The sequence below is a fragment of the Endozoicomonas sp. genome, assembly GCF_965196975.1.
Taxonomy (GTDB): Bacteria; Pseudomonadota; Gammaproteobacteria; order Pseudomonadales; family Endozoicomonadaceae; genus Endozoicomonas.
The window spans coordinates 1,088,252-1,110,397 of sequence record NZ_OZ239981.1 but is presented as its reverse complement, the minus strand read 5'-3'; the positions used below and the strand labels follow the sequence as shown (position 1 = coordinate 1,110,397).

13 protein-coding genes are annotated in these 22,146 nt (G+C 48.1%); 10 read left to right on the top strand and 3 right to left on the bottom strand.

Annotated features, from left to right (window positions below):
• Nucleotides 1–293: 293 nt before the first annotated feature.
• The 4 genes from ACOCLE_RS04980 to ACOCLE_RS04965 all read left to right on the top strand — a co-directional run bounded on the left by ACOCLE_RS04980 (nucleotide 294) and on the right by ACOCLE_RS04965 (nucleotide 3,950).
• Nucleotides 294–1,292, top strand: a complete 999-nt coding sequence (locus ACOCLE_RS04980; RefSeq protein ID WP_419535765.1) for an ABC transporter substrate-binding protein — start codon at nucleotides 294–296, stop codon at nucleotides 1,290–1,292.
• Nucleotides 1,293–1,295: 3 nt separating this feature from the next.
• Entirely contained in the window at nucleotides 1,296–2,075 is a 780-nt protein-coding gene (locus ACOCLE_RS04975; protein ID WP_419535764.1) for an ABC transporter ATP-binding protein, read from the top strand.
• Nucleotides 2,072–2,845, top strand: coding sequence for an ABC transporter permease (locus tag ACOCLE_RS04970; RefSeq protein ID WP_419535763.1), 774 nt, complete (start codon nucleotides 2,072–2,074; stop codon nucleotides 2,843–2,845). The genes ACOCLE_RS04975 and ACOCLE_RS04970 overlap by 4 nt, the downstream gene beginning before the upstream one ends.
• A 103-nt stretch (nucleotides 2,846–2,948) precedes the next feature.
• Nucleotides 2,949–3,950: an isopenicillin N synthase family dioxygenase gene (locus ACOCLE_RS04965; protein ID WP_419535762.1), complete on the top strand. Its 1,002-nt coding sequence runs from the start codon at nucleotides 2,949–2,951 to the stop codon at nucleotides 3,948–3,950.
• A gap of 161 nt (nucleotides 3,951–4,111) precedes the next feature.
• Here the strand turns inward: ACOCLE_RS04965 and ACOCLE_RS04960 are convergent, their stop codons facing one another.
• The gene (locus ACOCLE_RS04960) at nucleotides 4,112–8,542 is read right to left on the bottom strand and encodes a hypothetical protein (protein ID WP_419535761.1); all 4,431 of its coding nucleotides are present in this window, start codon (nucleotides 8,540–8,542) and stop codon (nucleotides 4,112–4,114) included.
• A 617-nt stretch (nucleotides 8,543–9,159) separates the two neighbouring features.
• Between ACOCLE_RS04960 and ACOCLE_RS04955 the strand changes: the two genes are divergently transcribed.
• The 6 genes from ACOCLE_RS04955 (at nucleotide 9,160) to rapA (ending at nucleotide 18,388) form a co-directional block, all read left to right on the top strand.
• The gene (locus ACOCLE_RS04955; RefSeq protein WP_419535760.1) at nucleotides 9,160–9,819 is read left to right on the top strand and encodes a hypothetical protein; all 660 of its coding nucleotides are present in this window, start codon (nucleotides 9,160–9,162) and stop codon (nucleotides 9,817–9,819) included.
• 252 nt (nucleotides 9,820–10,071) lie between these two features.
• On the top strand, nucleotides 10,072–11,577 hold the full coding sequence (gene tnpC, locus ACOCLE_RS04950) for an IS66 family transposase (protein ID WP_419532963.1): 1,506 nt from the start codon (nucleotides 10,072–10,074) through the stop codon (nucleotides 11,575–11,577).
• Between the two features lie 92 nt (nucleotides 11,578–11,669).
• Nucleotides 11,670–13,625, top strand: coding sequence for a protein-disulfide reductase DsbD family protein (locus tag ACOCLE_RS04945; protein WP_419535759.1), 1,956 nt, complete (start codon nucleotides 11,670–11,672; stop codon nucleotides 13,623–13,625).
• Nucleotides 13,622–14,173 (top strand): protein disulfide oxidoreductase, encoded by a 552-nt coding sequence (locus ACOCLE_RS04940; protein WP_419535758.1) that lies wholly within the window; start codon nucleotides 13,622–13,624, stop codon nucleotides 14,171–14,173. Before ACOCLE_RS04945 ends, ACOCLE_RS04940 begins: the two co-directional genes overlap by 4 nt.
• A 179-nt stretch (nucleotides 14,174–14,352) precedes the next feature.
• Nucleotides 14,353–15,096 carry an outer membrane protein gene (locus tag ACOCLE_RS04935; protein ID WP_419535757.1) on the top strand — a complete coding sequence of 248 codons (744 nt, stop codon included), beginning with the start codon at nucleotides 14,353–14,355 and terminating at the stop codon, nucleotides 15,094–15,096.
• Between the two features lie 403 nt (nucleotides 15,097–15,499).
• Nucleotides 15,500–18,388: an RNA polymerase-associated protein RapA gene (gene rapA, locus ACOCLE_RS04930; RefSeq protein ID WP_419535756.1), complete on the top strand. Its 2,889-nt coding sequence runs from the start codon at nucleotides 15,500–15,502 to the stop codon at nucleotides 18,386–18,388.
• Nucleotides 18,389–18,810: 422 nt separating this feature from the next.
• Here the strand turns inward: rapA and ACOCLE_RS04925 are convergent, their stop codons facing one another.
• Both ACOCLE_RS04925 and lpxL read right to left on the bottom strand, forming a co-directional pair.
• Complete coding sequence (locus tag ACOCLE_RS04925; protein ID WP_419535755.1) at nucleotides 18,811–20,760, bottom strand: BCCT family transporter; 1,950 nt, start codon at nucleotides 20,758–20,760, stop codon at nucleotides 18,811–18,813.
• A gap of 353 nt (nucleotides 20,761–21,113) precedes the next feature.
• Complete coding sequence (lpxL, locus tag ACOCLE_RS04920) at nucleotides 21,114–22,052, bottom strand: LpxL/LpxP family Kdo(2)-lipid IV(A) lauroyl/palmitoleoyl acyltransferase (protein ID WP_419535754.1); 939 nt, start codon at nucleotides 22,050–22,052, stop codon at nucleotides 21,114–21,116.
• Nucleotides 22,053–22,146: the final 94 nt, after the last annotated feature.

The window sequence follows — 22,146 nt, the reverse complement described above, 5'->3', positions numbered from 1 at the left end:
ACGACAAAAATTTGTTAATACCAGATTTTCTCCATGATCCTCCTTTCATTTACGGTATTCCTTGATCTGGCACACCACTTGCTCAGGAGTCGTTGCAAGTTTTTGCATTGAGTAGAAGCTGTCAAGGCATCGCCTGGGTCATTGCTCAACGCACAACCACACTCAGTGATGGTCACGCGCCCGTCTATACGATGGCGTGATACTGACAGTTCAGCCAGTGTGGCAGGCGTTGATACCCGGAGTTCTTACCTGCCCCATCATTGAGCCCATATAACCCAGTGGCAGGATATACAATGACAACACCTCGATGGATACGAAAACTCTGCTCTTCACTGGCCTTTGCCATTACCTCCACACAGGCCATCGCCGCAGACCAGGTAACCTTTCAGCTGGACTGGCTGCCAGGCGGTGACAAGGCACCCGTTTACGTTGGCATACATGAAGGCTTTTTTGCCGAGCAGGATATTGCAGTAAACATTGCGCAGGGAAGAGGGTCTACTGATGCCATCAGTAAACTGGCTACCGGCACCGCCGATATCGGCCAAGCCGACCTGGTTGCCCTGATGATGGCGAAGGCTAATGATCAGGTACCCGTAACTGCCGTTTACTCTGTTTTCAGTGAGGCGCCCCACGCCTTCTTTGTACTCAAAGACTCGGGCATCGACAGTGCGAAAGACGTCGCTGGTAAAACCATAGCCACCTCTCCCTTTACGTCATCCAATATCTTTCTCCCCCTGCTTCTGGATTTGAACAATGTTGAAGAAGAGAGCATCAATCTGGTGAAAGCCAACCCGGGCGCCCTGAACCCGATGCTGATGACTGGAAGCACAGATTTGGTGATTTCCTGGCTGACCGACACTGAGCGCTATCGCCAGCAGGCCAGAGATGCTGGAAAGGACCTTGAAGTACTCCCCTGGTACGACGCAGGCCTTGAGTTTTACTCAACAGCTCTGGTCGCCTCCGACCGATTCCTTGCAGAACGCCCTGATGTTGCCAGACGCTTTATCAAGGCTTTTGCCAAAGCGATTGACTACACCTGGAAAAACCCGGAAGCCAGTGGTGTGGCCATTAACAAACAGGTACCCGAGGTAGATGTACAGGTTGCCGCTGACACCATCAAGGCCATCAAGGGTCTGGTATATAACGATGCCAGTGCTTCCCATGGGCTTGGCAAATTTGATCCAGAGCGGCTGGCAACCACCTGGAGCTGGACTGCCCGGGCGCAACAGTTGGATATTGCCAGCTTTAACCCCGCATCTGCCGTAACCCCGGACAGCCTTAACGGAGAGTAAAACATGCGACACTGTGTAGAGTTTTCCGGCATTTCTCACAGCTATGAGAAAGACATTGGCGAAAAAGTACTGGCGCTCAATAATGTCAATTTTACCATTGAGCAGCATGAGTTTGTTGCTGTCGTCGGCCCCTCCGGCTGTGGCAAGTCGACTCTGCTCAGATTGCTCTCGGGATTAATAACCCCCAGCCAGGGAACAGTGCGGATTTATGACCAGCAGGTTGATGGCCCCAGAGAGGATGTGGGCATCGTTTTTCAAAAGCCGGTGCTCCTTCCCTGGCTGAACGTAATGGATAACGTGCTGTTCCCGGTAAAACACAAGTACGGTCGCATTACTCAAAGTCATCGTGAACAGGCCATGGCCCTTCTGGCCATGGCGGGTCTGGAAGCGTTTGCTCACCATCGCCCCGATGAGCTGTCCGGTGGTATGCAACAGCGGGTAGGTATTACCCGCGCTCTGTTGCTTGATCCGGATATTCTGATCATGGATGAACCTTTCTCCGCACTGGATGCACTGACCCGTGAGCAGATGGGGTTTGATCTTCTGGACCTCTGGCGGGAAAAACCCAAGACCGTTCTGTTCATCACTCACTCGATCTCTGAGGCCGTATTACTGGCCGACCGGGTACTGGTCATGAGTGAGAGACCCGGTACGCTGGTCGACAACATTACAATCAACCTGCCCAGACCTCGCTCCCTGGATACCTTACAGCATCCTGAGTTTGGCTATTACACGCGGGTACTGCGCGATTACATTTATCAGACTGACAGGGTGGCCGCATGACCATGAAAACCTTTCTCACCCATAAAGTGCTGCCCATACTCGCACTGGTCAGCTTGATTCCGTTGTGGGAGTTGATCTGTCGACTGTTTGAGGTACCGGTATTTGTCCTGCCTGCACCCAGTGATATTGCCGAGGCTTTTTTCAAGGTTGAAAGCCAGCGTTGGGCTGGGCACCTGTGGGCTACGGTCAGTATTGCCCTTCAGGGGTTTCTGCTATCAATTGCCATCAGTATTCCCATGGCCATGATGATGGTACGCTCCCGATTTCTGGCTCGAACTCTTTACCCACTGCTGGTCATCATTCAGTCGACACCTGTCGTTGCCATTGTGCCACTGTTAATTGTTATTCTGGGCACCGGTGAAGCACCAAGACTGGTCATTACCTGCCTGATTACTTTTTTCCCACTGGTGGTTTCTGCAACCACCGGCATGCTGGCAACGCCTCCAGAATTGATTGAACTGTCCCGGTCGCTGAAAGCGCCGGTGCATAAAGAGATCTGGCAAATTCGCCTCCCCTACGCAACCCCGTATATTTTCAGCGGGCTGAAAGTGGCCATTACCCTGTCGATTATTGGAGCTGTGGTCGCAGAGTTTGTCGCTGCTGAGCAGGGGCTGGGGTACTTCGTTCAATTCTCAACGTCGTACTTTAAAATTCCACAGGCTTTTGCCGCCCTGTTCTTTCTCGCTGCCGTCAGCCTGATCCTGTTCAAGCTGGTCCAGTGGATTCAGAAAATCGGCTTTGCCTGGAGCCTGACCAAAACAGAGCTGTAACCCTTTATTTTTTTCAACTCTGGAGTAGAAGCGGCAGATTTCCTTCCAGAAATCAGGCATTGCTCCAATAACGGCAATTCTGCCCAACTATTGGAGAAGGACAATGCAAACCACCAGTCAGCAAAACTATTCACTGACAGAATTGAATCTGGAAAAAAACCTGGGCAGTCGGGGTACCGAGAACGATCAGAGAGCCATCCCAATCATTGACCTCAGTCGATTTAATGAGAGAAAACCGGAAATAACCGAACAACTCTGGCATGCCGCCGTGGAAGTGGGTTTCTTTCAAATAAAAAATCATTCCATTGCGCTGACTGATATCAATAAGGCTTTTCAGTACTCTGAGCAGTTTTTCAGTCTGCCTATGGCGGAAAAAGAGCAGTACCCACTGAAAGATGGCCTGAATGCTGGCTGGGAGTTTCAGGCTCAGGTTCGCCCATCCACCGGAACAGCTGACCGTAAGGAGTCCTATCAGATTACCCGCCCCCATATGTCAGGGCTCTGGCCAGAGAGTCATGAAAATTCAACGACCATTGACGGGTTTCAAGATTTCTTATTGACCTTTGAGCAGCAATGCTGGCAACTGGGTATGAATATACTTTCCTGTTTTGCCGACAAGCTTGGCTTTCCTTCTGATTTTTTCCACAAAGCGCACACCTGGCAGGCAGAAGACTATCAATCCACCTTGCGCCTGCTGCACTACCTCCCCATGGAAGGCAAAGCGACACCCGGTATCTGGCGTGCAGGCGCTCACACCGACTTTGACTGTTTAACCATGGTTTTCCAAAAATCCGGTCAGGGGGGACTGCAGGTTTGCCCGGGTAAAGACAGTAAAAACAAGCTCGAATGGACTAATGTGGTTCCTATGGACGGCATCATAACCTGCAATATTGGCGATATGCTGATGCGCTGGAGTGATGATCAGCTGAAATCCACTCTGCACCGAGTCAGAATGCCCTGGCCTGATGAAAACCAGGGTTCACGCTATTCCATGGCTTTTTTCTGCCAGGCCAATCGTAATGAGGTGATCCAGGGACCCAGGAAGAAGTATAAGGCCATTACTGCAGCCGATTATCTGCAGCAGCGGATTCAGGCAAATTTTTAAAGATGCCGTAGGGGTTTTGACGCTTCATCGTGTTTTTTACACAAACTCTCGAGTTTTTTCCTCACTTGGCTGCAAGGGAAATCAGCAACCTCATTGATATCTCTTCTGAGGCTTGACGTATTGCACTAAAAGAGAGCTTGTGCTCAAGTGAAAGCTCTCTTTTAGCTACCCTGAAGCCCAGCAACAAACGGTCGGATATATCGCGCTCTAATTGCTTTGCCGGCAAGTGTGCATACCAGATGTTTACGGATGTTAAGCGAACTCTCAGGCAAAGTGATTTTGGCTGTACTGAGATCTATTTCTCCATCTTGATTTTGTCGCACCCCTATTTTAAGAGCGACATATTCACAACCTAGCAACCAGCCCAGTAGCCATCGGCCCCAGGAGGACTCAGTCGTGGCATCAATAACGTCCTCCGTATCTAATTTAAAATCAGAGTATATATAGTCCTTGCGCAGGTCTTGATTGGAAGAATCACCTTGATCAAGATCAGCGACTGGGGTCTGTATGGAGGAATCAAGATGACATGCTTTAGAAACCCGCAGTTGACCACCACATGAATCAACAAGCTGAACCTGCCGATCCCTAATGGCTTTAGCAGCCAAGCTGCACACCACGTGTTTACGTATATTAAAGGTTCTTTTCGGTAAATCGACTTTCGCAGAACTCAGGTCTATTTTACCACCATTGTTGAGCTGTCCCTTTATATCCAAGAGAACGGGGTGACTACCTAACAGGCAGCCCAGAAGCCACCGCCCCCAGGAAGAATCCACCAGAGCCTCAATAAGGTCACCGGTATCAACTCGCAGCTCAGAGTCAATTGACAGTCTCTCTGCCGTAGCTCTGTCGATAACGCTCTGATCTTGAGCCTCAATAGAACTCGTTACAACATCAGATAATGATGCCTGAACCACCTCAAGCACAGCCGGTTGCGTATTATCCAGTGGTTCAACGCCAGTAGGAAAAAAAACCTCCCCTTCTAAAAGAGAGTCTCCTGTACCTGACGGTATGTCTAAATCAATGCCTTCTACTGCATGCATGATGGCAGTATCATCCACAGTGCTAGAGGGGGCTTGTTGCTTGGGCTTATTGTTGCTTTCAACACTCTCAGAGTTGTTCTTTAGCCACTCAACGCTTCCCGGCAAAGAAGTTGTCCACTCATCAGGATCATCAAATGAGCGTTGATCATTATCGTCAGGCATTTGAAGTGCTGAATGAAAGCGGAACTCATCTTCACTGATATCCACCCAAGCTTCTGACTCCCCGGAGACACTGTCAAGGTCTATTGTTTCAAAATTTTGTGAAGCCTCAATGTTCTCAGAAAGTTGAGCGCTCCTATAAACAGAATCACATCTAAAAGTATTATCACTGAATTTTTCCAGGCTGCTATAGCATTCCTGACTGCTACATGAACTACTGATACTGACATCATCATTCGGGATGCTGACCGTTTCACCCAACTCCACCAGAGAGGCATGAGTAGCGGTAGAAACAGGTCCTTCTATCAATGACTCAGGGTCACCTTCTACCACTGTTTTTACATAGTCGTTGATCGTACGAATAACATTTTCATAATCAGTGGTAGCACACAGGCCCTGCTCAATAACCTGATCTAATATCCCCCGCTTTGCAAATGGTTCAGCACTGCTGGCCACACTCTGATGTTTCACTTCTTCCTGAGCCCAGCCAGCAGTCAACGTCGCGTCGACTGCAGACGTTTCTGAACCGAATTGAGCAGCTTTTCTGACCAGATCCAGATCTTGATATTCTATTGGACTCCCTGTAGTTCCTTTAGCACCATAGGTGTCAGTGTCATCATCAGAAAACAGCTCTGTCAAACCTTTAGGGCTTTGCTCAGCATAATGAGTTGAACTTAAGTGAAAACCAACTTCAGGAAGCCATAAAGGCGATTCAGAACCAGTTTTCACCTCATTATCATCCACTGGAATTACATCATCTTGTTTCGCTGACTCCATTGGCTCACTGCAATCGACTGTATATGACTCAACATCCTGAACAACGTCAACAACGTTAGCTGGCAATCTCAATTCTTGACTCAGATCAACAGCAGTGCAGGGCTCTTCAGGTCGGTCACTGTGGTGTTGAACTTCAGGGCCGTGGCAGGTACCTCCGTAGGAGGCTTCGCTATCCCTTATGGTTCCGGATTGAACGTCAATAACTTCCAGAGAGTGGCCTGGATGAGATTTTAAGAGGTCACTTACTTCTCCCTTATCACCAATTTCTGAGTCATTATCTGAAGGTGACAATTCAGGCAGGCAGCTTCTTATATTTTGCATTACCTCACGATAAATAGATTCACCTAGCCCTGCCTTTAAAAAAGACCTCATCTCATTCTGCCATAACCGGTGAGAGTCAGACTTATTCTGAGTGTCATTTTCAGGACTGTTCTCTTCCCAACCAACTAGCTGTGGAATAGTAAAGTTGCAAAAATCCGAAAACTTCGCACCGTTACCTTCATCCATTTGGAAGGCATCCAATATATCAGCAGCTTCTTTATGTTTCTCAGAGAGAGCCATCTTTTTTTGGGGGGTTATCGTAAAATCGATGGTAAAAATATCATGAACCATCGCTGCGAAAGGAGGCTTCACTTCAATGAAAACATCCGTTAGCGTGGTTTCAGGACCTTGAATAACTTCACTCTCTCGAAGAATCGATGGGACAAAACTCACCCTGGGCACACGAATCTGTAACACGCCATCACCGCCAAAAGCTACTGGTTCAACCTCTAATATCGTATTCTTCACCCTGAGCGCTTTCTGTTCATCTATTGGAATAATCTGATCTTCAATCTCAATAGGAACGCTTTGTTGGCAAGGGCCAAAAGCATGCCGAAAGCCAAATAAAAGCCTAGATACGTTATTCAGAGAACGATGAATAAAATCAGCACCTGTATCTGGCTGAAACCATGGTATTGCCAGATTACAGGCTAAATCTCTGATAGCTCGATTTGTTTTTTCCAGGTTATAACGTACGATTTCCAGACGTTTATAAAGTAATTCTCTGCTAAGAGTTAACGCATAATAGTTATAACTATCCTTATCATCTACTTGCCTACTAGTTACACAATCGATAAGTGGCTCAAGAACCTCAAGCTCCTCCTGGTATGCTCGCTTCTTTTTCTCAAGCTCCTGCACTTCACTAGTAGAAATATCCCTTTGAGTTATCAATCCGAAGCCCAATAATGGAGAAAGAGCATTTAAGACCAGTTCAACAGACACCTCTCCAGATACAGAGGAAACTGTCGAACTCGGAGGTAAGACAGCAAAATGATTCAGTGAGAAGTCCACCAGATCATCCATTGGGTCTTCTTTATGATGACGTTCTTCACCAACAGTTTTGGGAGTTTCAGCCCTCAACTCTGTATATAAATCATCAAGTCTGCCCACATCAGATGGATCAACTTGTACATCAAGCTCTAACTCCTCATCAGAGTAACCACTATCACCATCAGGCCAACCATTATTGGACGAATCAACATCCGCTGCTCCTTCAGCAGCAACAGCAGGGCAATCAACTTCTTTTGCAGCAGCTGCATCAACATCAGCCTGATCAACATCGGATAACTTTGATTCCAATTCTTTTAAAACACTGGGAATAGAAGTTACATCACAAGTAAGCAAATTATGAAGCCCCCTGCCTAACGGGGCTTTGAACGTCATCTCAAAATCAACAATGAATCGACAATATTCTTGTTGGCTACGGTCACTTTTTCTACTTATTTTTCCGCGAACCTCTGGAACTTTAACCGTCAGAGAGCCATCAGCATCAAGAGTTAACGCTTCAAAAACAAGTGCAATGCCTTGAAGACAGTATTGGTTTCCATCAAATTCAAAACTAACCTCACCAGCATCAACTTCATATGCCTTTTGCCCTGACGAATCTTTCGAAAAATTTTCTACCACAGTTCGTAGGTCGGAAAAAATCGAGAAAAACATGGAAACCAAATCAAATAACTTTCCACTATTAGGTAATGCAAAGTTTTTAAGCATTCCCAACTCCCGGGAACCCTCTATGATTTTCAGTTCATCTGCTGCCACACTAATTTTTTCATCTGTTCCCTGGTGCAAAGAACTCAGTGTTTCTCTGATCAGTTCAACCACCCTGGTAGCATTACCGGCAACACAAAACTGATCAATTTCTTTAATTACTACTGAAGGGTCTACACGAGATTGGTCAGCAAGGTATGATGAAAGATCGGCACTTTCTCTTGTTTTGGCAATCCGTTCCTCACAATCAGTTATTCCCTTTCCAATGCCAATACCAATTAATGGCTTTATTGGAAGAGATAGAGTCTTGATCGCAGCTTTTACCCCTATTTTTTTAAATGACCAGCCGATTCTCTCTACTACAACCCCGCGCTCCCGTGTGGACTTGTATGGAACGACTTCCACGTTGCCATCCACTGCCTCAGGCGATTCAGTAAAGGTTGGGTTGACTCTAACAGGTGGCTGTAATTCAGGAAGGGTGATTCGGCCATTATGTTGAATACCTGAAGATGGCTCTGCAGCCGTCTTTTCATGAGACAATGATGGTATCAAACAGTAATTGCTATATGTGTTGGCCAAATCCATATCATTTCCCTATTACTTAATTATAATTTCCAGAATCTACCTTTGGTTCCCAAAGCACTATGACAGGCAATGCAAACAATTCAGCCTGATTTAATTCAGGAGTTTTAATGAAAGGAAACGTAGAAAGCAGCTTGGCTTTCAAACATTGACTCTTTATGAACATCCACGCTGAACCGGCTAAAAGCAATATAAAAACCATTCCCCTACCATCAAGCCAATGGCCCAATCAGTACTTTCAGTAAATCAACTGCTTTGACAGATACTTTCACGGATAATTCCCAAAATTGACCAAACAACCAGAGAAAATACAATTCAATAAGTAGCTAATTCTGAAAAACCACATCACATACAGATCATCTGAGCCCCACAATCAGCACCAGAAAGATAAAAATTCAATAACTATTAATAACCTGCAAAGCTAACCACAAATAATTTGATACAAAATCCATAGAATGTGAGCCTGGCGTGAGTAATTTATGCAAATAATTTAGCCTCCTTGAAACCATCAAATTTCGAGACAGAATACTCTCTGGATTCACAACCCAATCACCTGTGGTACAAGAGAAACCGTCAGCTCGTCTGATTACTGAGCAGGTTTCAACAATATTCCTGCAGGAATGATCAGCACCACTAACAAGATGGTCAGTCTCAATAACATTCGAGTCAAATTGCTTGCATCGCTAACAGCATTAATGTCGGTGATATTGCTTAACCACTTGCTCCACAGGCTGCAGGCAATGCAATTTGCCTTATCATTTGGACAATTGTCTTTTCAAATTGAAAAGTTACCTTTTTCTTCGACGCCACCTGATCACAATTCCTGCAATCATCGATATAATCACTTGTTCTATAGAAACTTTCTGAGTGGAACCCAAAGGTTGATCAGCAGAAATTTCAGCCAATCTCATCAACGATCCATCGCCCGACAGTGCATACTGCTGGTCGGTATGGTACTGGCTGTTTGCCTGTGGCAACGGGCGGGATTGAGCAGTACCTGCCCGATTAACGCTGATCATATTGCCAGTGGTTTCATGAGTTCCCTCGACTCAGGCATTCAACAGGATATTCCCGAGCCCGTCGATACGGAATGCGAGCTGAGTAATCACCTGATTCAAGCTCAGTTGCAGCTTATTGAACCCGGAGCTTTGCTGGTTCCTCTGCTCCTTTTGATTCTTGCCTGGCTTCGCACTGGCAACAGAATCACTTTTCCTTTCCTGACAGAACCCATTCTCCCCCGTCGCCGACATCATCTGGTGCTGTGCGTGTTTCAGGAATAGGCACAACCTAAATCGCTGACTACAGCATGTTCACAGCAATCTCTGCGGGCATGCTTTTCTGTATTACCGATTTGTGTCTATTTGGAGTATCTGGCATTGAAGCGCCCTGTTAAGCCTCTGGCTGCCGTTCTATCATTTTTGAGCATTTTACTGCTCTCATTTTGTAACTATTCAGCACCCTTCATATAAATCTGGAATTTTCTGATTTTTCGACCATCATCTTATACTCAATTTTTCTAACAAATCTCCAGTATGGAACCAGACTTCCCAGCTACTCCGTTTACCGAAGCTCTCCTTAAAGAGAATGAAGAGCTTCGGACCGAGAATGCGCTTTTACGGGAACGTTGCAGCGAACTGGAAGAAAGGGTTAATAAAAACAGTCAAAACAGTAGTAAGCCACCATCGTCAGATGGTTATCAAAAGCCCAGTAAAAAAGGGAGTGATAAAGGTGATACATCTTCCAAAGAAGCCCCCTGCTCCTCACAGGAAACACCGAACCCCAAAAGCCTTAGACCATCTTCAGGCAATAAACCAGGTGGCCAGAAAGGTCATCAAGGCTCTTGTTTGAGACGTGTCGCCTTACCCGATTATGTCAGGCATCTGAAGGTTGAAAAATGTTGCTGTTGCCAGTCTTCGCTTATCGATATTAAACCCACCAAATACATTGAGCGACAGGTTTTTGATCCAGGTAGACCCGGAGAATTTGAAGTTACCGCGTACTGGGCAGACGTTAAAGTATGTCCTTGTGGTAAACGGAACACCGCTGAGTTTCCCCAAGGAGTGAAAGCCGCTGCTCAATACGGAGAAGTGACTCAGGCAATGGCTGTTCATTTAAACCAGTATCACTTCATCCCATATCACCGGGTGTCTGAGTATTTCAATACTATTTATTGCATGAGTGTCAGCGCAGGCTCTGTTGCCAATTTTGTTGCCTATACCCATGAGAACCTGGCCTCTACTGAGCAGAGTATCCGCGATGCTTTACAAGAAAGTCCGGTTGCAGGAGCGGATGAAACTGGCATGCGGGTTGACGGTTCACTGTGGTGGTTACACATTATGCGAGATGACCAATGGACGCTTTACTACCTCTCAGAAAGGCGAGGTTGTGAAGCAATGGATGCAATGGGCATCCTGCTGACTTTTGCAGGCATTCTGGTTCACGATCATTGGAAGTCCTACTTTGCCTATGCGGCAGTGCATGTGCTTTGTAATGCCCATCATCTGAGAGAGCTTCAGGGAGTTGTCGATAGGGATGCGAATAAGCTGGCTCTGCGGCTGATGAAATTGCTTACGCTCTCCTGGCACTTCTGCAAGAAATACAAAGCAGCCGGTCTGACTCAAATGCCTGGTGCAATACAGCTTCGCATTGAGACGATATACGACCAAATCCTTCAAAGGGCTCTCACGAAGGAAACCGCTTATATGGAAAAACAACGACAGGTGCTTGGACGTAAGAAGGTCAGGAATACCAAGGCCTACAACCTGTTCAAAAGGCTTATTGAGTTTAAGGTTGAAACGTTGCGCTTCATGTCGGACTTTTCAATTCCCTTCGATAACAATGGCAGTGAACGTGATGCCAGGATGGCCAAACTTAAGCAGAAGATCTCAGGCTGCTTCAGAAGCGAAGACGGAGGTACCATGTTTACCCGAATCCGAAGCTATTTATCATCTGCTAAAAAGCAGGGGTTGAACATATTTCAGGCGCTTCTTAAAGCGGTTCGAAATTACAACAATACGCCTTTGCTGGGTGCTGAATAGTTACCTCATTTTTACCGTTTATGGCCTCCGCCAGTGAAGTCAGCACTGGCTGGTTAACCGATCCAAAACACCCACCGCTTTCGGTTCGTCTCATGTTGACCGGAGAAACCGACCTTCAAGCCAAAACTGTCGAAGGTCTGCTTGAGGTTCAGCTTGATGGCGACTGGAAAACCTATTGGCGCTCGCCTGGTGAAGGCGGTGTGGCTCCCACTTTGGACTGGAGTCAATCCGAAAACCTGACCGGGGTAGAGTGGCACTGGCCTGTCCCGGGCCGTTATGAGTTCCTAGGCGTGGAAACCCTGGGGTATAAAGAGCGGGTTGTTTTCCCACTGACACTTTATCTTGACAACATGCAGGACCCGGTCTGGTTTCTTGGCACACTGACCATGCCCTCATGCACCAATATCTGTGTGCTTAACGACTATGAGCTGAGCCTGACTTTCCAGCCTGACCAGCTTGATCTCTCTGAGCAGGCATTGCATTTGTACAGCCAGGGAATCAGTCAGGTTCCCAAGCCATCAAATACGGTTGAAGTGATGGGTGCCTTCTGGGATCAGGCAAAAGAAACCGCCATCTTCCAGATAAGCAGACCACAGGGCTGGAAAAATCCGGACGTATTCGTAGATGGCAGTAACGATGAGCTGAAAAACTTCATCTTTGACACTCCGAATATCCAGGTAAACGGAGACACAATCACTGCCTCGTTCAAAGTGACCAACTGGCTTGAGCCCATTGATTTGCACAATAGAGCCCTGCCTCTGGTAATAACTGACCAGAATCTGGCCACAGAGCTGCAGACAACACTGGGAAATGAGCCTCTCAAAGGGCATCAAGATAAAGGGCTGTTGACCATTATTATTATTGCCCTGCTCGGGGGATTAATCCTCAACATCATGCCCTGTGTACTCCCTGTACTGGGCATGAAATTAAGTAGCGTGATGGCTGCCCAGGGGCTGGAGAAACGGCAGATTCGCCACCAGTTTATGGCGTCTGCCGGCGGAATTGTCGTGTCATTCTGGTTGCTTGCGCTGTTTCTTATCGCCCTGAAGCTTTCAGGACAGGCTCTTGGCTGGGGGGTTCAATTCCAGAGCCCCTGGTTTATCGGCATGATGGCTCTTGTGACCGCTCTGTTTGCCGCCAATATGATGGGGCTCTTTGAAATCAGGCTATCCAGCAATACGACTACCTGGGTCGCCACCCGTGGTGACAGCTCCTATTCAGGCCATTTTGTTCAAGGTATGTTTGCCACCCTGCTGGCCACCCCCTGTAGCGCACCTTTCCTGGGCACCGCCGTTGCCTTTGCCCTGGGAGCCGACTATCTGGTGCTATTTCTGGTCTTCACCGCTCTTGCCATTGGTATGGCCACTCCCTGGTTACTGATCGCCGGTTTTCCGCAGCTGGCCAGCGTGCTGCCCAAACCGGGCCGCTGGATGAATACCGTAAAAAGCCTGTTTGGCTTGATGATGCTGGCCACGAGCCTATGGCTGCTTAGCCTGATGACAAACTTCATTGGCACCCCAGTAACGCTGGTCATCGGTATCATCTTTATAAGCGCACTGCTCTGGCAGCTTGGACACATAAAAGGCAGCCGATCTGTTGCCATAACACTGGCCTTTTTATGCTTTGCCTCCACAGCCGGCTTGCTATTCAGCTTCAACAGTGGTCGCCTGTCTACATCCTCTACGGCAGAGATTAACTGGCAGCCCTTGGAAACAGAGTCCATAGCGACAGCAGTTCAGCAAGGGAACACCGTAATTGTCGATATTACTGCTGACTGGTGCATCACTTGTAAAGCTAACAAAGTCGGAGTGCTCCAGAGGGAACCAGTGTATTCACAGCTACAATCTGATGATCTGATAGCCATGCAGGGAGACTGGACCCGTCCTTCAGAATACGTAACGGAATTTCTGCAGTCCTATGACCGCTTCGGTGTGCCCTTTAATATCGTTTATGGCCCGGGAGCCCCAGAAGGTATTGAGCTGCCGGTTATTCTTTCCAGTGAGGCAGTAATTAAGGCGATTGAACAGGCCAGAGGGAGTGCGCAATGAAACAGGGAAATACTGAGAAAGGCGAAACTACCCAAAAGCCAGTAGAAAAGACGGGCCGGCTTAAACGCTGGCTGCGTGAAGCCCTGTTCATGGTCGTAATCTTTACCATTGTCAGCGTTGCCGTTGATCTCTGGCGTGGTCAGTCCCTGCCGGATGGAGCCACGCCAGACATGGTGGTCACCACCATTCAGGGAGAAAATATGGATGTAAAGGCCCTCAGTCATGAACAACCGGTGCTGATCTACTTCTGGGCCACCTGGTGTTCTATCTGTCGCTTTGTTTCACCCACGGTTAACTGGATGAACGGTGATTATCCGGTGGTCTCCGTAGCCCTCTCTTCAGGAGAAAATACTCGGTTAGCCGGGTACCTGAAACACCATGGGTATGATTTTCCAGTGGTGAATGACAGTAAAGGGAGTATTGCACGGCAATGGGGAGTCAGTGCGACACCGACTCTGGTCATCGTAAAGAATGGCAAGGTCGTGTCTTCAACTACCGGGATCACGACACCACCTGGAGTCTGGCTGAGAATGCTGCTGGCAGGATAACTTAGTAGCGTTCCTAATTAGCCAATTATTTCTCAATAATCATTGAGCAGGATTCAACATAGCCAGGGAAGGCATTATGTTGTCAGTCAGTCATTACCTGTGACTTTTTGGCTATCCTTTTTAAAAAGCTGGCTGTTATCGCTTTTAAAAAAGACACTCTAACCATGGAACGGTAAAAAATGAAAACGCTTAACGCAATACTTGGCAGCCTGGTCCTTGCTATACCGGCCACCAGCCATGCAATGGATATCTACGCTTTTGCCCGCGGGGGAGCAGCTTATACAGAGATCAAAGATACTGAAGCAACCAACCCGCTGATTCCATTCGGAACCCCAGACTGGGGCACATCAGCAACCAATGGAAGCCTGGGTATAGTCAAAGAGAGCAACAGCAATAGCGCTACTTTAGCAACTTTGGGCTTTGGTCTGGTCATAAATAGTAACTTCCGCTTGGAACTGGAAGGATCTTCACAGCGAAAAAACGATTTTCAGATTGATCTAACCATTGGCACCAACACCTTTACAGGTGATGTTGTTGCTGGTACGGGCTTTAACAACATTTCCATACAATCAGAAGCCTATCTACTTAAAGCCTATTATGATATGCCGATCAACAAAGCTGTTTCCCCTTATTTCATGGCAGGCCTTGGTTACACCCGTAACAAAGCATCCGGCGTCCAGACCTTCTCAGCAAACCCTAACTGGAATGAGAAGTGGGATGACAACACGAATAACGAAATGGCATGGACTGTCGGTATAGGCCTCTCTTATAGTTTCAGCAAACATCTTGCCTTGGATCTTGGTGTAGAGCATAGAAACCTTGGGAACTGGGAGTTGAAGAACCTTCCAGCTACCGGTGATGAGTCCTTCAAAGGTAAACTTGAGTCCTCCAATGTATTGATGGGACTTCGCTACCATTTCTGAAGCTCATTCAGTATGGTTTCTGCAAGGGCTATATGCAGTACCCGGGCAGAACTTCAACCAGAAAGCCTTATTATCCAAAAGCTAAGCAAATACAAGGCAAACTCCCGTCTATAATCATCGTGGCACTCTGCATTTCGGTCATCCCCGTAGTGCAATTTAAGAAGATTCCGCTAATATAGCGCGCTTTTTGGCACATCGGTCATAATCTTCAGGCAAAACACTGCAGGGAAGCGTATGATTGAGATGGCCCGAGTAGCCTGAGAACCTTCTGTTTGATAACAGAGGTGTCCTCACCGTAAACCATTTTCAAAATACAGCCTGCCGGTCCATCTCCGACCTACGCACCGCTCTGACGGTATCGTATAATAGCAGGCTGTCAGTCAGGCAAGGTTAGTAGTCAAATATGACGAGTTTCGTTTCTGGACAACGCTGGATTAGTGATACTGAGACCGAGCAGGGACTGGGCACAGTGCTCACCTTTGACAGTCGCATGGTCACCCTGCTGTTTCCTGCAACCGGGGAAACCCGGCTTTACTCCATAAACAACTGCCCTCTGACCCGTGTTGAGTTCAACCCCGGAGATCGTGTCGAAAGCCACGAGGGCTGGACCATACTGGTCACCGAGGTGGTTGAGAAAAATGGCCTGCTGACCTACTGCGGAACCCTGCCTGACGGGGAGACACGTCAGCTGCCGGAAGCGGAGCTGGGCAACCATATTCGCTTTAATAAGCCACAGGATCGTTTACTGGCGGGCCAGATTGACCAGAACAGCAACTTTACCCTGCGCTACAAAACGCTCCAGTATAACTACGGCCTGCGCAAGTCACCCATGCGCGGCCTGATTGGCCCTCGCACCAGCCTGATTCCTCATCAGCTGCATATTGCCCGAGAGGTTTCCCAGCGCCATGCACCGCGAGTCATGCTGGCTGATGAAGTTGGCATGGGTAAGACCATTGAAGCAGGTCTGATCCTGCATCAACAGTTGATTACCGGCCGCGCCAGCCGGGTACTTATTCTGTTGCCGGAAAGCCTGGTCCATCAATGGCTGGTCGAGATGCTGCGCCGTTTCAACTTGCGTTTCAGTGTCTTTGACGAAGAGCGCTGCCGTCAGTCTCCGGATGAAAATCCGTTTAATACCGAGCAGCTGATTATCTGCAGCATCGGCTTTCTCTGCCAGGACGAAGGGCGTCGTAAACAGGCTCTGGAAGCGGACTTTGACTTGCTGATTGTGGATGAAGCCCACCACCTGATCTGGTCTGAAGAAGAAACCAATACTGAATACCAGTGTGTTGAAGCGCTGTCCCAACAGATTCCGGGACTACTGCTGCTGACCGCAACACCTGAACAGATGGGTGCCAAGAGCCACTTTGCCCATTTACGCCTGCTGGACCCAGACCGCTTTCATGATCTTGCCGCCTTTGAAGCGGAAGAGAGCCGTTATGAGCCAGTCGCCGAAGCCGTGCAGGAACTGCTTGGCAATGAAAATCAGGCGCTTCCGGCCCAGGCAAGGGATCACCTGATCAGCTTCCTGGGAGAAGACAGCAAGCCCCTGATTGATGCCCTGGATAAAGAGCCTGATCAGGACGACGAAGAGGCACGAAGCACAGCCCGTACACAGCTGCTGCGCCGCCTGCTGGATCGTCATGGCACCGGCCGCGTCATGTTTCGAAATACCCGGGCTGCTGTTGGTGGATTCTCAGGTCGTGCTGTTCAGGGCTACCCTCAGGTGCTTCCTGAACTCTACGAAATCGCCCTGGAAGAAGAATCCAACTACCGACATAACCTCTATCCGGAACTGGCCTATCAGGCACAGATCCGTGTGGACGATATGGATCCATGGTGGAAAGTCGACCCCCGGGTAGACTGGTTGATGAACCTGCTCAAGCTACTTAAGAAAGAGAAAGTACTGGTTATCTGTGCCAATGCAAATACTGCACTGGATCTGGAAAATGCCCTGCGCATACTTTCCGGCATCCCGGCAGCCGTTTTCCACGAAAACATGAGCATTATTGAGCGGGATCGTGCTGCTGCCTATTTCGCCGAAGAGGAGCATGGCGCTCAGGTTCTGGTTTGTTCTGAAATTGGCAGTGAAGGTCGTAACTTCCAGTTTGCTCATCATCTTGTGCTTTTCGACCTGCCTGAACATCCCGACCTGCTGGAACAACGTATTGGACGACTGGATCGTATCGGCCAGACTGAAGCCATCAAGATTCACGTCCCCTATCTGCTTGGCACAGGCCAGGAGGCTCTGTTCCACTGGTATGATCAGGGACTGAACGCCTTTGCCGATACCTGCCCTGCTGGCAGTATGGTTCAAATGCAACTGGGTGAAGAGCTGGTGCCTTATCTGCAACCCGGCTGTCAAACCTCCACAGAAGCCATGGACACCTTGTTGAACCAGGCTTCTCAGCTGAACCAGCAACAGATGGAACATCTGCATAAAGGCAGGGACCGACTGCTGGAGCTGAACTCCCGTGGCCTGATCTCCAATGAAGATATGATCAACGACATTGAAGAGCAGGAACAGCCAAGACAGCTCAAGCGGTTTATGGAGAAGCTGTTCGAAGGCTTTGGTGTTGAAGCGGAAGACTATTCCAAACATTGCCTGGTTATTCGCCCAGGCAGCCATATGATCACGACCTTTCCTGGCCTTCCTGATGATGGCATGACCGTCACGTTTGACCGGGACATGGCGCTATCCAGAGAAGATATGCACTTCCTGACCTGGGAGCATCCGATTGTCTCCGAAGGTATGGATATGGTGCTGACCAGCGAACTGGGTAATACTTCCGTTGCTTTGTTGAAAAACAAAGCTCTGAAGCCTGGCACTATGTTACTGGAAGCGATTTATGTGGTGGAAACCAGTGCAGACCGCACCCTGCAGCTGGATCGTTACCTGCCAGCCACACCGATTCGATGTCTGATTGACCCGGGATTCAACGATCTGTCTGAAAAAGTTGCGTTTGATACTCTGAATGCCCAGCTTCAGCCGTTGAAACGTGGTGTTGCCAAAAAACTGGTTAACGCCCAGCGTGCACCATTCCTGACAATGCTGGATAAAGCGGAAGGCTACGCAAAAGATCGGGTACAGCCCATCGTTAATCAGGCCTGTCAGAATCTGCTGACGGATGTCACGGAAGAAATCAAACGACTGGCGGCTCTTAAGGTCGTTAACCCGAACGTCCGCGGTGAAGAGATTGAATACCTGAAGAACCGCGCTGCACTGGGTCATCAGGCACTGCAAAAAGCAGTGCTTCGACTGGATGCTCTGCGGATTATGATTGCCGGTTAAAACTTTCCTTCTCAAAAAAGACCGTTTCCAGAAACTGGCAACGGTCTTTTTTTTATCCCCTAAATGGGAACAATCGCTCTTTCGAAACCTCTTTCGAACAGGCTATCTGATACTTAATACCAATTCCGCCTTCTAAATATGATGTCGAGCAAGCCATTTTGGACGGCGGGGCAAGGCGGAATGACGAGTAATAGCGGGGCTATTGCGAGGAGTTCCAACGAAGAGCCGGCTGTGCAAAATGGCTGCGCAGTTTATGTTTAGAAGGTGGACTTGGTATAAGCTCACAATAAAACTCCTGCCAGTTCTAATAGGCTGATAACGATTGACAGGTCTTACACCTCTGCAACAGATAAAAAAAACGCCCTCAATAACAACGTAATGAGGGCGTCTTGAAATCAGCAGGTTACTCTATTTTGTCTTAATCAGGCTTTACCCATACGCATCAGAATTTCTTCCTTCGCCTGAAGGCGTTCCAGCTCACGCTGCCCCTCCTCTTTCTGACGCATCAGCTCATTGAACTCCATACGGGCCTGCTGAGCCAACTCAGAAGCGGCCTGTCTCTTCTCATTGGCCTCGATAGCAACCTGGGTCAGTCGCTCAACTTCCTCTAGCATATGCGCAGGTGCATCTCCCAGGTCAGAACCCGTTGCACCACGCGCCATGGCTTCCATACGAATCTGCTTCTTCAGTGCTGCCAGCTCTTCATGCGCCTGACGCTCTGCACTTACCGCTTCTGTCGCCTGATCCTTCAGCTGTTCAAAGCGCGCCAGTGCAGAACCTTCCAGACTCCATGGGTCCACTTCCGGCAGCTCTTCAATATTGATGGTCGGCTCTTCATAGCCTTCCTGGCGGGAGATATCCAGCATGGTGGCCTTCACAGCAGAAATCATCAGCATTACTGCAATCACCAGCAGCGGTAGACCACCGACAATAGCCGCAGTCTGCAATGTGGCCAGACCACCCATAAACATCAGCACAGACGGCATCAGTGACAATGTGAACGCCCAGAAAAGGCGATTCCAGCGCATAGGATCTTCAGTCACATTGTTCTGCACAACTGACGCCAGAATAAAGGAGATGGAGTCAAACGTGGTTGCAGTAAAAATAATACAGAGCACGGTAAACAGCGAGATAATCAGATAACTGAATGGCAGTTGTTCCAGAACACTGAAGATCGCCGTTGTAGCGCCTTGCTCATTCAAAATACTGACAACATCCAGCTGGCCAGAAAGCTGCAGTGATAAGCCAAAGTTACCCAGAACCATGAAATAAACGGCACAGCCAAAGGATCCGCAGAATATAGCTCCAGCTACCATCTGCTTAATGGTACGACCTTTGGAGATACGAGCAACAAAAAGCCCCATACTGGGCGCAAACACCAGCCACCAAGCCCAGTAGAAAATAGTCCAGTCCTGAGGGAAATGAGTATCTTCAAATGTGCCATAGCCGCCAAAAGGCTCTGCCCAGGTTGCCATGACAAAGAAGTTGGACATCATCCGGCCAATGGAATCCAGTCCAGTTTCCACCATAAACAGGGTTGGGCCACAGACAAAGATAAAGGCCAGCAGACCAATAGCTCCCCAGAAGTTGATATTACTTAACAGCTTGATGCCACCATCCATTCCCTTATATGACGAATAAGCGAACAGAGCCGTACACACCATCAGCACACCAATCTGTGTTGCATTAGTGGATGGAATACCGGTCAGATAGGTTAATCCTTCGTTAATCAGAGGTGCAGCAAGCCCCAGGGTTGTTGCCGCTCCGCCCAGCAGACCGAAGATAAACAATACATCAATCACTTTACCAATCGGGCCATTGCTGCGTGCTTCGCCAAGCACCGGCATCAGTGCTGCTGATACTTTCAGTACCGGGTTCTTACGTACATGAAAGAAATAAGCAATAGGCAACGCTGGTATCATGTAGATACACCAAGCGATGGGTCCCCAGTGGAAGATACCGTAGGTTGCCGCCCAACGAACAGCTTCTTCACTGCCTGGTTCCAGCTGGAAGGGTGGCGCCTGATAGTAGTATGCCCACTCAATACTTCCCCAGTAAAGAATACTGGCACCAATACCACCGCAGAACAGCATGGCTGCCCAGGACGCCGTAGAGAATTCAGGCTTCTCATCCGCATCCCCCAGTTTAATCTGACCTATATCAGAAAAAACTACATAGGTCATAAAAAGTACAGCGGCCAGACCGAGTGCCAGATACAGAACCCCCATCGTATCGGTCATGAATGTTTTTGCTATAGCGATCCAGTGAGCTCCCTCCTCTGGAAACAGTGCTAATGGTATAACTACCGAGATCAACAAAATAACCGCACCAAAAAAGGTCGGCTTATCAATAAGCTTAAAATGCTCTTCCATCGTCTTTGGTCTTCAAGAATAAACAGCCGTTGCAGCTGCTAAAACAATAATTTTCAGGTGTGCGCAATAAGGATGTTAAATTCTCCGGCTTCATGTTCATGGTGAACATCATGCCTGATATGCCACTCCAACCCGCCATTTATATATCGGAATTACCGAAAAGATAATAAGTAGAAAAACCTACAAAACTATTAGTAATATCAATCAACACGCGCTCTGAATAAGGGAATAGGTAAACAACGGGATAGGTATAATCCGCCTGATTATTTTACAATCTACTGACAACATAAGGCGGGAAACTTGCTTTTCAGCGGGGCATTGGACACTCAATAGCTAAGTGCCCAATGATTAAATCAGCCCCTGTAAAAGTCAGCCTCACCCTCAGGACGATTTTTAAAACGACGGTGCAGCCACATATACTGCTCAGGATGCTCGCGAATTTGCTGTTCGACAAACTGGTTAACCTGAAGCGCATCCTGATAATCATCACCGGAAGGAATGCCTTCCAGCGCAGAATGCAGGCGAACCTCGTAGCCTTTGGCGTCAGGCAATCGAGTCACCGTCATGGGTACCACTTTAGCCTTTCCTGCTTTGGCAAGGCGGGAGGTACTGGTAATCGTTGCTGCTGGAATACCAAAGAAAGGCACAAAGAGTCCATTTTTGGACCCATAGTCTTGATCAGGCGAGTACCAGACAGTCCTGCCCGACTTTAATGAGCGAAGCATTCCACGAACGTCTCGCCTTCTCAACAACTGACTGCCAGGATCAAAACGGTGCCTTAAACGGCGCTGAACGTATTCAAAGACCGGATTCCCATGCTCGCGATAGGTGGCATCCACACTGTGGCGCTGGGTAATCAAACAGCCTGCCAGCTCTATGGTGGTGAAATGCATGACCATCAGGATGGTTCCGTCGTTAGACGCCAAGTTTTCAAGCCCTTTATAAGATACAATTTTCTCCAGTCTGTCTGAAGGCCACCACCAGGCGATGGTAACCTCCATAATACCAATACCTACTGACTCAAAGTTTTTCTTCAGCAGTATTTCTCTTTCGTCCTGGCTAAGCTCAGGAAAACATTTCTCAAGGTTGACCCGGGCAACATGAACACGGTCACCAGCCACCCGATAAGCGATACACCCCAGCCATCGTCCCAGCTGGAGAATCCAGCGATAAGGCAGCAGGGAAGGAATATACGTTAACCCGATACCCAGCCAGGTAAGCCAGTACTTCGGGTGCAGATATGCCCGGCGAAAGACATCATCTTCACGGGCATCAGCCATGTTTTGCGACATATAGATTAATTCAATACTTGTATCTGATCGTTGAGTTCTCTACGCTACAATCTGTTGTATAAAAAGCTGACCATTTAATCTGCTGCTTATCAGA